At 68.1% G+C, this 11,997-nt stretch carries 13 protein-coding genes; 6 read left to right on the top strand and 7 right to left on the bottom strand.

The genetic code is table 11. The features are described 5' to 3' along the window. Positions 1-6 precede the first annotated feature (6 nt). A complete protein-coding gene (locus ACFVVI_RS34570) occupies positions 7-426 on the bottom strand; it encodes a VOC family protein (protein ID WP_378996700.1) in 420 nt (139 codons plus the stop codon). A gap of 79 nt (positions 427-505) precedes the next feature. Here ACFVVI_RS34570 and ACFVVI_RS34565 point away from each other — a divergent pair, with 79 nt between their 5' ends. The 4 genes from ACFVVI_RS34565 (at position 506) to glgB (ending at position 6,011) form a co-directional block, all read left to right on the top strand. After that, a complete protein-coding gene (locus tag ACFVVI_RS34565) occupies positions 506-1,096 on the top strand; it encodes a TetR/AcrR family transcriptional regulator (protein ID WP_387449086.1) in 591 nt (196 codons plus the stop codon). 50 nt (positions 1,097-1,146) lie between these two features. Beyond that, positions 1,147-1,791 carry a LysE family translocator gene (locus tag ACFVVI_RS34560; protein ID WP_387449083.1) on the top strand — a complete coding sequence of 215 codons (645 nt, stop codon included), beginning with the start codon at positions 1,147-1,149 and terminating at the stop codon, positions 1,789-1,791. A gap of 63 nt (positions 1,792-1,854) precedes the next feature. Beyond that, positions 1,855-3,855 (top strand): maltotransferase domain-containing protein, encoded by a 2,001-nt coding sequence (locus ACFVVI_RS34555; RefSeq protein ID WP_387449080.1) that lies wholly within the window; start codon positions 1,855-1,857, stop codon positions 3,853-3,855. Continuing rightward, positions 3,855-6,011: a 1,4-alpha-glucan branching protein GlgB gene (gene glgB / locus ACFVVI_RS34550; RefSeq protein ID WP_387449077.1), complete on the top strand. Its 2,157-nt coding sequence runs from the start codon at positions 3,855-3,857 to the stop codon at positions 6,009-6,011. The genes ACFVVI_RS34555 and glgB overlap by 1 nt, the downstream gene beginning before the upstream one ends. Here glgB and ACFVVI_RS34545 read toward each other — a convergent pair. The 4 genes from ACFVVI_RS34545 to ACFVVI_RS34530 all read right to left on the bottom strand — a co-directional run bounded on the left by ACFVVI_RS34545 (position 6,008) and on the right by ACFVVI_RS34530 (position 9,066). After that, positions 6,008-6,400 (bottom strand): nitroreductase/quinone reductase family protein, encoded by a 393-nt coding sequence (locus ACFVVI_RS34545; protein ID WP_378996688.1) that lies wholly within the window; start codon positions 6,398-6,400, stop codon positions 6,008-6,010. The genes glgB and ACFVVI_RS34545 overlap by 4 nt on opposite strands. 73 nt (positions 6,401-6,473) lie before the next feature. Beyond that, positions 6,474-7,346, bottom strand: a complete 873-nt coding sequence (locus ACFVVI_RS34540) for a tetratricopeptide repeat protein (protein WP_387449147.1) — start codon at positions 7,344-7,346, stop codon at positions 6,474-6,476. A 61-nt stretch (positions 7,347-7,407) separates the two neighbouring features. After that, the gene (locus ACFVVI_RS34535) at positions 7,408-7,785 is read right to left on the bottom strand and encodes a DUF3817 domain-containing protein (RefSeq protein ID WP_378996685.1); all 378 of its coding nucleotides are present in this window, start codon (positions 7,783-7,785) and stop codon (positions 7,408-7,410) included. 96 nt (positions 7,786-7,881) lie between these two features. Beyond that, positions 7,882-9,066, bottom strand: a complete 1,185-nt coding sequence (locus tag ACFVVI_RS34530) for an acetyl-CoA C-acetyltransferase (protein ID WP_378996683.1) — start codon at positions 9,064-9,066, stop codon at positions 7,882-7,884. A 130-nt stretch (positions 9,067-9,196) separates the two neighbouring features. Between ACFVVI_RS34530 and mce the strand changes: the two genes are divergently transcribed. Continuing rightward, positions 9,197-9,658 carry a methylmalonyl-CoA epimerase gene (gene mce, locus ACFVVI_RS34525; protein ID WP_378996681.1) on the top strand — a complete coding sequence of 154 codons (462 nt, stop codon included), beginning with the start codon at positions 9,197-9,199 and terminating at the stop codon, positions 9,656-9,658. Between the two features lie 86 nt (positions 9,659-9,744). Continuing rightward, positions 9,745-10,740 (top strand): hypothetical protein, encoded by a 996-nt coding sequence (locus ACFVVI_RS34520; RefSeq protein ID WP_084473310.1) that lies wholly within the window; start codon positions 9,745-9,747, stop codon positions 10,738-10,740. 89 nt (positions 10,741-10,829) lie between these two features. Here the strand turns inward: ACFVVI_RS34520 and ACFVVI_RS34515 are convergent, their stop codons facing one another. After that, a complete protein-coding gene (locus ACFVVI_RS34515; protein WP_378996679.1) occupies positions 10,830-11,120 on the bottom strand; it encodes an ATP/GTP-binding protein in 291 nt (96 codons plus the stop codon). An 11-nt stretch (positions 11,121-11,131) separates the two neighbouring features. After that, the gene (gene nucS / locus ACFVVI_RS34510) at positions 11,132-11,875 is read right to left on the bottom strand and encodes an endonuclease NucS (protein WP_387449071.1); all 744 of its coding nucleotides are present in this window, start codon (positions 11,873-11,875) and stop codon (positions 11,132-11,134) included. Positions 11,876-11,997 lie beyond the last annotated feature (122 nt).

Here is an 11,997-nt window from a genome sequence, read left to right as displayed (position 1 = left end):
GGGGGTCTAGGTGAATCGGGCAGCGAACTCGGGGCTCGGCGGGACCTCGGTGATCACGTCGATCAGGACGCCGGCGGGGTCGGCGACGATGAAGTGGCGCTGACCGAAGTCTTCGGTGCGCAGGTCGAGCTCGGCGCGCAGGCCGCCGGTTTTCACGAGTCGGTCCCACTCGGCGTCGACATCGTCGACCTCGAAATTCAGGACAACACCCTGTACGGGTTTTCCGAAGCCTGCCGGGATCGTGGGGTGGGTGGGGTCGAGCAGAGCCAGTTCGTAGGTCGGCTCGTCGTCGCCACCCGGCCGCCGCAGGCTGACGTACCAGTCCGCCTCGAAGACGATCTCGAAGCCGAACCAGGCCGTGTAGAAGTCGCGCGATTGCGCGATTCGGGTGGTGGCGAGAACGGGGTAGTAGCTGCTGAGTTTCATGGGATCACCTTTCACATACCGTCGGTATGTATCGTACGATAGTTCACATACCATCGGTAGGTCAACGGGAGGGCGCTCGATGAGCTCGACGGCACGGACGCGGCAACGCGAGGAGACGCGGCGCATCCTGCTGCACGAGACCAGGGCGCTGTTCGCCGCGAAAGGCTATGCCGCAGTAGGGCTATCGGAGATCGTGACGTCCGCCGGGGTCACCAAGGGCGCGCTGTACCACCACTTCGACAGCAAGGCCGACCTGTTCCGTGCGGTCCTCACGCAGGTGCAGGAGGAGGTGGGCGCGCAGGTGGCCGCCGCCGCGGACACCGAGTCCGACCCCTGGACGCAGCTCACCACCGGCTGCGCCGCGTTCCTGCGAGCCTGCGCTGACCCCCGTGTCCAGCGCATCCTGCTGATCGACGGCCCCGCCGTCCTCGGCTGGCACGAATGGCGGGCCATGGACGAAGCCAACTCGGCCCGCCACCTCGACGAAGCCCTGCGAACCCTCGTCGACGCCGGTGTCCTTGCTCCGCAACCGATCGCCCCGCTGACCCAACTGCTCTCCGGCGCGATGAACGAAGCCGCGCTGTGGCTGGCCACCACCACCGCCCCCGGCGCGCTCACCGACACCATCGCCGCCCTCGACCGCCTCCTCGCGGGCCTGCGCATCGCCTGACCCCACGAAATCCGTTCGCCATACCCGGCCTTACGTGTCACCATGCACCGATGCCGCACTGGGTCGATGTCCTGCCCGAATTCCTGGTCGCCGCCATCATCTTGGCCGCGCTTCCCGGACCCGCGACGGCGCTGTTCCTGCAGCGATCGGTACGCGACGGGCGCTCCGCCGGTCTGGCCGCGGTAGTGGGCAACGAAATCGGCATTCTCGGCTGGACGCTCGCGGGCGGCACCGGGCTGTCGATCCTGCTGGCGGCCAACCGCTGGCTCAACACCACCATGCACGTCGTCGGCGCCGCGGTGCTGATCTGGCTCGGCGTGCAGTCGTGGCGCCACGCCCGCGGCCACCACGACGAGTTCGGCGCCGCGCTCACCGCGAAACTGCCCGGCGGCAACACGCCCACCGCCGCCTTCCGCGCCTCACTGATCTCGATCGCCGCCAACCCGAAGGCCGCCGTCTTCGGCATGACGATCCTGCCCCAGTTCCTCCCGGACGAAGGCCCCGTCATCCCCACCCTCCTCATCCTCGCCACCATCCAGGTCGTCGTCGACGGCGCCTGGTGCGTAGGCGTGGTGCTGGCCGCCGACCGAGCGGGCGCCTGGCTGCGCCGCGCGGCGATCCGCCAACGGATGGAACGAACCCTCGCCGCCATCCTGGTGGCCCTCGGCCTCGGCCTGGCCGCGGACACCCGCTGAACACCGCGTCCTCCCCCGGCCGCCGACGCTCCCCACCCAGCGAAAGTGCAGTAAGTTAGCCGAGTGACCGGCCGGATTGCCATCGATGACATCGCCCCGTCCATTCCCGGCGGCCGCCCGGCCAAAGCCGCAGTCGGCGAGGTGTTCCCTGTCCGCGCCGTCGTCTGGCGCGAGGGTCACGACGCGGTAGCCGCCACCCTGGCGGTCCGCGCCCCCGGCTCCTCCCGGATCACCCGCATCCGGATGACGCCCGACTACCAGCCCGACGTGTTCAACGCCCTCTTCACCCCCCACCTCCCCGGCGTGTGGACCTACCGCATCGAAGGCTGGAGCGACCCCCTCGCCACCTGGCGAAGCGCGGTCGAGGCGAAGTTGTCGGTCGGCCAGTCCGCCGCCGACCTCGCCAACGACCTCGAGATCGGCGCCGTCCTGTTCGAACGCGCCGCCCAAGCCGTCCCGAAGAAGCAGTTCGAACGCCTGCGCGCCGCCGCCACCGCCCTGCGCGGTGACGAACAACTCCCGGCCCGGGTCGCGCCCGCGTTCTCCGAGGAGGTCGCCGAGATCCTGCGCGCCACCCCGCTGCGCGAAATGGTCACCCGCGGCACCCAGTTCTCGGTCCTGGTCGAACGCCGCCGCGCCCTGGTCGGCTCCTGGTACGAGTTCTTCCCGCGCTCCACCGGCGGCCGCGACGCCGACGGCGCCCCGATCCACGGCACCTTCGCCACGGCGGCCCGCGAACTCCCCCGCATCGCCGGCATGGGGTTCGATGTCGTCTACCTCCCGCCGATCCATCCGGTCGGCGAGGTGAATCGCAAGGGCCGCAACAACACTCTCACCACCGAACCCGGCGACGTGGGCTCCCCCTGGGCCATCGGCTCGGCGGACGGCGGACACGATGCCGTGCACCCGCTACTGGGCACCGAGCACGACTTCACCGAATTCGTCTCCGAGGCAACCGCTCTCGGTCTGGACGTCGCCATCGACCTGGCCCTGCAATGCGCCCCCGACCATCCGTGGGTCGCCGCCCACCCGGAGTGGTTCACCACCCTGCCCGACGGCACCATCGCCTATGCCGAGAACCCACCGAAGAAGTACCAGGACATCTACCCGGTCAACTTCGACAACGATCCCGACGGTCTCTACGCCGAGATCCTGCGGGTGGTCCGGCACTGGATCTCGTTGGGCGTCACCATCTTCCGCGTGGACAACCCGCACACCAAGCCCGCCGACTTCTGGGAGTGGCTGATCACCGAGCTGCGCCGCACCGACCCCGACGTGATCTTCCTGTCCGAAGCGTTCACCCGCCCCGCCCGCCTCTACGGCCTGGCCCGCCGTGGCTTCAGCCAGTCGTACACCTATTTCACCTGGCGTGTGCACAAGTGGGAACTCACCGAGTTCGGCTACGCGATCGCCGCCAAGGCCGACGAGGCCAGGCCCAACCTGTTCGTGAACACCCCCGACATCCTGCACGAGAGCCTGCAGTACGGCGGCCCCGGCATGTTCGCCGTCCGCGCCGCCCTCGCCGCCACCCTCTCCCCCACCTGGGGCGTGTACTCCGGTTTCGAGCTGTTCGAACACGAGGCGGTCCGCGAGGGCAGCGAGGAGTACCTCGATTCGGAGAAGTACGAACTGCGTCCCCGCGATTTCGCCGGCGCCCTCGAACGCGGTGAATCGCTGGAACCGTGGCTCACCCGCCTGAACGAGATCCGCCGCAATCACCCGGCGCTGCAGCAGTTGCGCTGCATCCACTTCCATCACGTCGACAACGACGCGCTGATCGCCTACTCCAAGGTCGACCCGGCCACCGGCGACGCGGTGCTGGTCATCGTGAACCTCAACCCCTATGCCGCCGAGCAGGGCCACATTTCACTCGATCTCCCCGCCATCGGCCGCGAATGGCACGACCACCCGGTGGTCTTCGACGAGGTGAGCGGCGAGGAATACCACTGGGGCCAGCAGAATTTCGTGCGCCTCGACCCCACGCGCGCGGTCGCGCACATCCTGTCACTGCCCGCAGTCCCGGCCGCGGCCCGCGCACCGCTGGCCTACCGCGAGACACTGTGATGAAGCGCCGCGATCTCCTGCTGCTGGCCGCGGGCACCCATCCCGACCCGCACACCGTCCTCGGCGCGCACGCCCACGCCGACGGCACCGCGGTCCGTGTCCTTCGCCCCCACGCCGACACTGTGACGGTGCTCGTCGGGGAGTCCGAACATCGGCTGAAATCGTTGGGCCACGGCATCTTCGACGCGATCCTGCCGTATCCGCAGATCGACGACTACCGCATCCGCGCCGAGTACCCCGGCGGCCAGACCGTGATCTCCGCCGACGGCTACCGCTTCCTGCCCACCGTCGGCGAACTCGACCTGCACCTTATCGGCGAAGGCAGGCACACCCGCCTCTGGGAGGTTCTCGGCGCCCACCCGCGCCACTACACCACCCTCGACGGCGACGTCGACGGCACCTCGTTCGCGGTGTGGGCCCCGAATGCCCGCGGCGTCACCGTCTTCGGCGATTTCGACCACTGGAGCGGCACCTCGGCCCCGATGCGCGCGCTGGGCAATTCCGGTGTGTGGGAGGTGTTCGTGCCCGGCGTCGGGCCGGGCACGCGGTACAAGTACCGGATCCACGGCGCCGACGGCCGCGTCGTGGATCACGCGGACCCCCTTGCCTTTTCGACCGAGGTTCCCCCCGCGACCGCCTCGGTGGTGGCCCGCACCGACCACGTGTGGACCGACAGCGCCTGGCTCAGCCGACGCGCGAAAACCGACGCGGTGCGCTCCCCCATGAGCGCCTACGAAATCCACCTCGGTTCCTGGCGACCCGGCCTCGACTACCGCGAATTGGCCCACCAGCTGGCCGATTACGTCCGCGCGACCGGATTCACCCACGTGGAGCTGCTGCCGGTCGCCGAGCACCCCTTCGGCGGCTCGTGGGGGTACCAGGTCACCTCGTACTACGCCCCGACCTCACGTTTCGGCAGTCCCGACGACTTCCGCTACTTCGTCGACCACCTCCACAACGCGGGCATCGGGGTACTGCTCGACTGGGTCCCCGCGCACTTCCCCCGCGACGAATGGGCACTTGCCCGTTTCGACGGCACCCCACTCTACGAACACCCCGACCCGCGCCGCGGCGAGCAACTCGACTGGGGCACCTACGTTTTCGACTTCGGGCGCAACGAGGTCCGCAACTTCCTGGTCGCCAACGCGGCTTTCTGGATCTCCGAATTCCACATCGACGGCCTGCGCGTCGACGCCGTCGCCTCGATGCTGTACCTGGACTACTCCCGCCCCGACGGCGGCTGGGAGCCCAACATCTATGGCGGCCGGGAGAATCTGGAAGCGGTCGACTTCCTGCAGGAACTCAACGACACCGTGCACGGCGCCCATCCCGGCGTGGTCACCATCGCCGAGGAGTCGACCACCTGGCCCGGCGTCACCCGCGGCACCGACGTCGGCGGCCTCGGTTTCACCATGAAGTGGAACATGGGCTGGATGCACGACACTCTGGGCTACCTGGGTCGCGACCCGATCCACCGCTCCTGGCACCACAACGAGATGACGTTCTCGCTGGTCTACGCATGGAGCGAGAACTACGTCCTGCCGATCAGCCACGACGAGGTCGTGCACGGCAAAGGCACCCTGTGGACCCGCATGCCCGGCGACGACTTCGCCAAGGCGAGCGGCGTGCGCGCCCTGCTCGCCTACATGTGGGCCCACCCCGGCAAGCAACTGCTGTTCATGGGTCAGGAATTCGGCCAGTTCCGCGAATGGGACAACGATCGCGGCCTGGACTGGCAGGAACTGGACAACCCACTCCACCAGGGCATTTCAACAATGGTCGCCGATCTCAATCGCACCTATACCGCCCACCCCGCGCTGTGGACCCAGGACACCACCCCCGGCGGCCACTCCTGGATCGAAGCCGACGACAGCACCGCCAACGTCTTCGCCTTCCTCCGCTGGGGCACCGACGGCAGCGCGGTGGCGGCCGTGTTCAACTTCTCCGGTTCCCTCCGCGAGAACTACCGCATCGGCCTGCCCCACCCCGGCCCCTGGCACGAGATCCTCAACACCGACGCCCACGAATACGCGGGTTCCGGCATCGGCAATCTCGGCATCGTCACCGCCGTCGACACCCCCAGCCACGGTCACCCCGCCTCGGCCACCGTCACCATGGCGCCCCACAGCGCCCTCTGGCTGTCCTGGACGGTCTAACGATCCAGGTCGACCCGAATCGTCAGCAGGTCGGTACCGAACGCCCGCACCGCGGTGCTGTTGTAGCGCGGCAACTGCCGCAGTCTGGCCCGCGCGTCGTCCCCGGGCAGCAGCACGGCGGTCCCCGGGTACCAGCGTCCACCTAGACGCACCCTGACCTTGTTGTCGGCTTTGATGTTGCGCACATACTGCGAGCGATCCCCGAACTCGGAGACCAGCCAGAACTCGTCGCCGACGCGCCGACCACCGATCGGGGTGACCCGCGGCTGCCCACTCACCCGCCCGACCGTCTCGAGCAGCTGCTGACCGGGCAGTCTGCCCAGTATCGGATTCAGTCGCCGCTGCAACGCGGTGACGATCCGATGCTGGATATCGTTCTTGGACGCCATATTTCGACCGTAGCACCGCTCACTCGCACGGCGGTCGGTCGAAGGTGACCCGAACGTGGCTGGGCTGTGGGTGTCAGTACAGGGCGGCGGCGAGCTTGCGGCGGGCCGCGATCACGAAGGGCTCGGCGGGGTCGAACAGCTCGAACAGTTCGAGCAGGCGGGTGCGCGCCTTGGTTCGGTCGTCGCCCGCGGTGCGCTTGACGATCGCGATGATCCGTTCGAAGGCCGCCTCGGGGCGCTGTTCGAACATTTCGACGTCGGCGGCGTCGAGGGCGGCGTCCAGGTTCGCCGGGTCGGCGTCGGCGGTGGCCACCACCGCCGGATCGAGCTGCTGGGCCCTGGTCAGGAAGCGCAGCTGACGCAGGGCCGCCTTGGCTTCCTCGTTGCCGGGTTCCTCGGCGATGATCGCCTCGTAGGCCGCCTCGGCACCGGCGAAGTCACCTTCGGACAGCTTGTCCTCGGCGTCGACGAAGCGCGGATCCTCGACCTCGGGTTCGGCGGGGGTCGCGTCGGGGTCGCCCTCGAGCTTGCCCGCGGTCGCGTCCATCACCGCGTCGAGCCACTGGCGGACCTGCGGGTCCGGCTGGGCGCCTTCGAAGTCGGCCAGCGGCTGCCCACCCGCCACCGCGATCACCGTCGGAATGCCCTGCACACGCAGCGCCTGGACGATGTTCATATTGGCTTCGGCCTCGATCGCGGCCAGATCCCAGGCGCCGCGGTCTTCGGCGTTGAACCGTTCGAGCGTGCGAACCAGCTCGACGCTGCCCGCGCTGCGCTGCGAGAACAGCACGACCACCACGGGCACCTGCGTGGAGCGCCGGATCACCTTGGCTTCGAAATCCGCCTCGGTGACCGTGTGGTTCCCCGAGGCCGGAGCAGCAGCAGCGGCACCGCCGGGCGCGGCGGGCGGCTGCTTCAGCGCGGACAGATCCACCGCGCCGGACATGGCGGCGGCAGCGGCGGGCGAAGGACGGCGGGCAGCGGGTCGAGTCACGGTTTCCAGTTTGTCACGAAGCCGTCGGGGCGGCAGCCGCGGAGCCCTTGCTCGCGTCGGCGCTCAGCTCGCCCAGCTGACCGGTGCGCACCGCCCAGACCTCGAAGATCACGGTGAACAGCGGCGGAATGCTCGACGCCAGCGCCAGCACCGTGGTCTTCCAGTTCCAGTTCAGCTCACGCGAGGCCAGCAGCGCGGACAGCACGAACAACACGAAGATCCCACCGTGGACCGGGCCGAAGATCTTCACGCCGATCTCGTTGCCCTCGGCGGGCAGGTACTTGAACGCCATACCGGTCAGCAGACCGATCCAGGACAGCGCCTCGAGCACCGCGAAGAACCGGAACCGGCTGGCCGTTGACCGCAAATCGAAGAAACCCATGCCCACCATTGTGCCGCATGATCTACGACACCACGTAGTTGGACCGGTCACAGCGAAAGCCCTGGTACTCACGAGGAATACCAGGGCTTTCGTGGTCGAACAGGATCAGGCGGGAACGCGGATGATCAGCGCGTCGCCCTGGCCGCCACCGCCACACAGCGCGGCGGCACCGACGCCACCACCGCGACGCTTCAGCTCCAGCGCCAGGTGCAGCAGGATGCGCGCGCCCGACATGCCGAGCGGGTGCCCGATGGCGATGGCGCCACCGTTGACGTTCACCTTCTCCGGGTCGTAGCCCAGCTTGCGGGTCGAGGACACCCCGACGGCCGCGAACGCCTCGTTGATCTCGATCAGGTCCAGATCGGCGGGCGTGATGCCCTCCTTCGCGCACGCGGCGAGGATCGCGTTGGCCGGCTGGTCCTGCAGGGTCGAATCCGGCCCGGCGACCTGGCCCGCGGCGCCGATCTCGGCGATCCACTCCAGGCCCAGCTCTTCGGCCTTGGTCTTGCTCATCACGATCACCGCGGCCGCGCCGTCGGAGATCTGCGAGGCGGTGCCCGCGGTGACGGTGCCGTCCTTGCGGAAGGCCGGACGCAGCTTGCCCAGCGACTCGACGGTGGTGTCGGCGCGAATGCCCTCGTCCTCGGTGACGTAGACCGGGTCACCCTTGCGCTGCGGCACGGCGACCGGAACGACCTCGTCTTCGAACAGCCCGTTCTTCCACGCGGCGGCGGCGCGCTGGTGCGAGGCCGCGGCCAGCGCGTCCTGATCCTCGCGGCTCACCTTGTCCAGGTCGTTGCGATCGTCGGTGAGCAGGCCCATGGCCTGGTCGGTGATCACGTCGTGCAGGCCGTCGTAGGCCATGTGGTCGACGAGGGTGGTGTCGCCGTACTTGAAGCCCTCACGGCTCTTGGGCAGCAGGTGCGGGGTCTGGCTCATCGACTCCATGCCGCCGGCCACCACGATCTCGTGCTCACCCGCGCGGATCAACTGATCGGCCAGCGCGATCGCGTTGATGCCCGACAGACAGACCTTGTTGATCAGGATCGACGGCACATCCATCGGGATGCCCCCGGCGATGGCGGCCTGGCGCGCGGGCAGCTGCCCCGCGCCCGCCTGCAGCACCTGGCCGAGGATCACGTAGTCGACCTGCTCGGGCGCGACGCCGCCCTTCTCGAGCGCGGCCTTGATCGCGACACCGGCCAGATCCGAGGCCTTGAAGCCCTTCAGACCGCCCAGCAGCCGACCGACCGGGGTACGCGCACCGGACACGATGACAGAAGTGGTCACGAAAGCCTCGCATTCATTGAGTCGATCCTCGCGGACGCACACAGCAGCACCGCACGCGTACAGGAGTTGGACTCCACGGTAACCGGTATCGGCCCGCGCCCGGCACGCAGGTCCGCGCTAGCTTCGTGGGGTGACCAATGAGAACTTCATCCCCGCCGACTACGTCATCGCCGTCGACCACGTGGGCATCGCCGTGCCCGACCTGGACACCGCGGTGGCCTGGTACACCGACAACCTCGGCATGGTCGAGACCCACCGCGAGGTGAACGAGGCCCAGGGCGTCGTCGAAGCCATGCTGTCGTGCCCCGCCGCCGCCGACCGCGCCACCGCCCTGCAGTTGCTGGCCCCGCTCACCCCGGAGTCGACCATCGCCAAGTTCATCGACCGCAGCGGCCCCGGACTGCAGCAGCTGGCCTACCGGGTCACCGATATCGACGCGGTTTCGGGTTTCCTGCGCGGGCGCGGAGTGCGTTTGCTGTACGAAGCCCCTCGCCACGGGACCGCCGATTCCCGCATCAATTTCATCCATCCGAAGGATGCTGGCGGTGTGCTGGTCGAGCTCGTGGAGCCGAACCCGGATGTTACGCACTAGTACGCCGGTACTGTCGGTAAATCTCGGCGAGATCACAATCACGGTCGAGTCTCCATACGCTCGCTCGAGGCTGTATTTTGTGTGCCATGTCGTCACCTGAGTCCGATCGCAATCGCTTCGTTGCACTGCCCTTCACCGTTGTGCGCAAGGGTTATGCGCAAGACGAGGTGCGCAACTACTTCGACCGCTTCGACGCTGAGCTCCGCGTCACCGCCACCGACCGGGACGCTGCCGCAGCGCAGGCCCGCAATCTCGCCAGCCAGCTGGAAGATGCACGTGACGAGATCGACGAGCTCCGCAAGGAGGTCGACCGGCTTTCCGTGCCGCCGACCACCGCCGAAGGCATGTCCGACCGCATCTCGCGCATGCTGCGCCTGGCCTCGGACGAAGCGTCCGAGGTCCGCGCGCTGGCGCAGGCCGAAGCCGCCGAGATGGTGTCGATCGCCGAGCAGCAGGCCACCGAGATGCGTGGCAAGTACGAGTCGCTGCTCGCGGAGACCAAGGAGAAGCGCGAGGCGCTCGAGATCGAGTTCGAGCAGACCCTCGCGAACGCGCGCACCGAGTCGGCCAAGATCATCGAAGCCGCCCAAGCCGATGTCGAACGTCTGGGCAAGGAGGCCGAAGCCAAGCGCAAGGCCACCCAGCAGGACTTCGAAGCCACCATGAACGATCGGCGTACCAAGCTGACTCGGGCCATGGAGGAGCTCGAGGCCACCAGTCGCGCCGAAGCCGCCCAGCGGATCAAGGACGCGACCGACGAGTCGAACCGCCTGATCAGCTCCGCCACCCAGACCTCCGAGCGCAAGATCGCGCACGCGAAGGAACTGGCCGAGGAGATGCGCGTGCTGCGCGGCCGGGTGCTCGCCCAGCTGCTCGGTATCCGCGGTCAGCTCGATTCCGTGCCCGCCATGCTCGCCGCGGTCAACCGCGAGAGCGAACTGCTCGACGGCACGCCGGAGCGCAAGTCGATCAGCAACAACGGCAACAAGTCGGTGTCGAGCTCGCGTCAGAACAAGGCCATCCCCGAGGTCGCCGACGAGGACATCGTCGATGAGGACCGCGAGAGCGCCGACGTCAACTAACCAGCTGTCGGACTCGTCACGACATTCACCCGGAAAACCGAAGGCCGCCTCGAATCATCGAGGCGGCCTTCGGTTTTCTGTCTCTCAGGTCACGACCAGCGACGGGTGATGCCGCGAGTGCGCCTGCCGTTCCAGCAACCCTGGTGCCAGTGCCTGCGGTCCTCCTCGCCACCCTCGACGGCCCAGGCCACGATGTGGGCGACACCGATCGCGATCTCGTGGTCGCAGCCGGGGCACCGATAGGGCTTCACCGCCCGAGCGCCGGGAACCGTTCGCACGATATAGGTTTCGTCACCTGGGCCGTCCTCGGTGCGGCCGTACACGTCGCCGATCGGCCTAGGCGCCGCAGAACGTCCGCTGCGCGGTCTACGTCGCGGCATGACACTCCTTCCTAGAACAAGCGGAAAACGTTGCTCTCCGTGCCGCGTAGCTCGTCGTAATCGAGCGTGAGGCACCGGATTCCACGGTACTCGGCCAGTGTCTTCGCCTGCGGCTTGATCTGCTGTGCCGCGAACACCCCGACCACCGGGGCCAGCAGCGGGTCGAGGTTGAGCAGTTCGAGATACCGGGTGAGCTGCTCGACACCGTCGATGTCACCACGCCGCTTGATCTCCACCGCCACGGTGGCGCCGTCGGCATCGCGGCACAGCAGATCCACCGGGCCGATCGCGGTCATGTACTCGCGCCGCACCAGGGTGTACCCCTCCCCGAGCTTCGTCACGTGTTCGGCGAGCAGCTCCTGCAGATGCGCTTCGACGCCGTCCTTCACCAGGCCGGGGTCGACTCCGAGCTCGTGCGAGGAATCGTGCTCGATCTCCTCGATGGTGATCCGCAATTCCTCGCCGGCCTTGTTGGTCACGACCCACAGCGCCTTAGCCGTCACCGGCTCCGGAGTCTGTCCCTCCCGCAACGGCCGTACGCCGTCGGGCAAGGCGGCGGGCATCGCGTCCGGCACTTCCTGCTCCACCAGCCAGCACGGCGGACTCATCCAGTTCAGCGGCTTGTACGAGCCGCCGTCGGAGTGCACGAGCACCGACCCGTCGGCCTTGATCAGCAACAGCCGACGAGCCATCGGAAGGTGGGCGGTCAGTCGACCGACATAGTCGACCTGGCAACGAGCAATGACGAGGCGCACCCAAGCACTGTAGGCGACGACCCGGGGAACGCAAAAAGGCCCTCCAACCGAAGTTGGAGGGCCTTTCGCAAAGATGTTCCGGCAGTGTCCTACTCTCCCACACCCTGTCGAGTGCAGTACCA

It is taken from the genome of Nocardia sp. NPDC058114, from assembly GCF_042884695.1.
In the GTDB taxonomy this organism is placed as follows: Bacteria; Actinomycetota; Actinomycetes; order Mycobacteriales; family Mycobacteriaceae; genus Nocardia.
The sequence above is the reverse complement of the archived record's forward strand: the minus strand, read 5'-3'. Positions and strand labels throughout refer to the sequence as shown.

Excerpts from the sequence above, each read along its gene's own strand:
- ACFVVI_RS34565 (WP_387449086.1), top strand. The coding sequence starts at position 506 with ATGAGCTCGACGGCACGGACGCGGCAACGCGAGGAGACGCGGCGCATC.
- ACFVVI_RS34560 (WP_387449083.1), top strand. The coding sequence starts at position 1,147 with ATGCCGCACTGGGTCGATGTCCTGCCCGAATTCCTGGTCGCCGCCATC.
- ACFVVI_RS34570 (WP_378996700.1), bottom strand. The coding sequence starts at position 426 with ATGAAACTCAGCAGCTACTACCCCGTTCTCGCCACCACCCGAATCGCG.
- ACFVVI_RS34515 (WP_378996679.1), bottom strand. The coding sequence starts at position 11,120 with ATGCCGCGACGTAGACCGCGCAGCGGACGTTCTGCGGCGCCTAGGCCG.
- ACFVVI_RS34520 (WP_084473310.1), top strand. The coding sequence starts at position 9,745 with ATGTCGTCACCTGAGTCCGATCGCAATCGCTTCGTTGCACTGCCCTTC.
- glgB (WP_387449077.1), top strand. The coding sequence starts at position 3,855 with ATGAAGCGCCGCGATCTCCTGCTGCTGGCCGCGGGCACCCATCCCGAC.
- ACFVVI_RS34540 (WP_387449147.1), bottom strand. The coding sequence starts at position 7,346 with ATGTCCGGCGCGGTGGATCTGTCCGCGCTGAAGCAGCCGCCCGCCGCG.
- ACFVVI_RS34545 (WP_378996688.1), bottom strand. The coding sequence starts at position 6,400 with ATGGCGTCCAAGAACGATATCCAGCATCGGATCGTCACCGCGTTGCAG.
- ACFVVI_RS34535 (WP_378996685.1), bottom strand. The coding sequence starts at position 7,785 with ATGGTGGGCATGGGTTTCTTCGATTTGCGGTCAACGGCCAGCCGGTTC.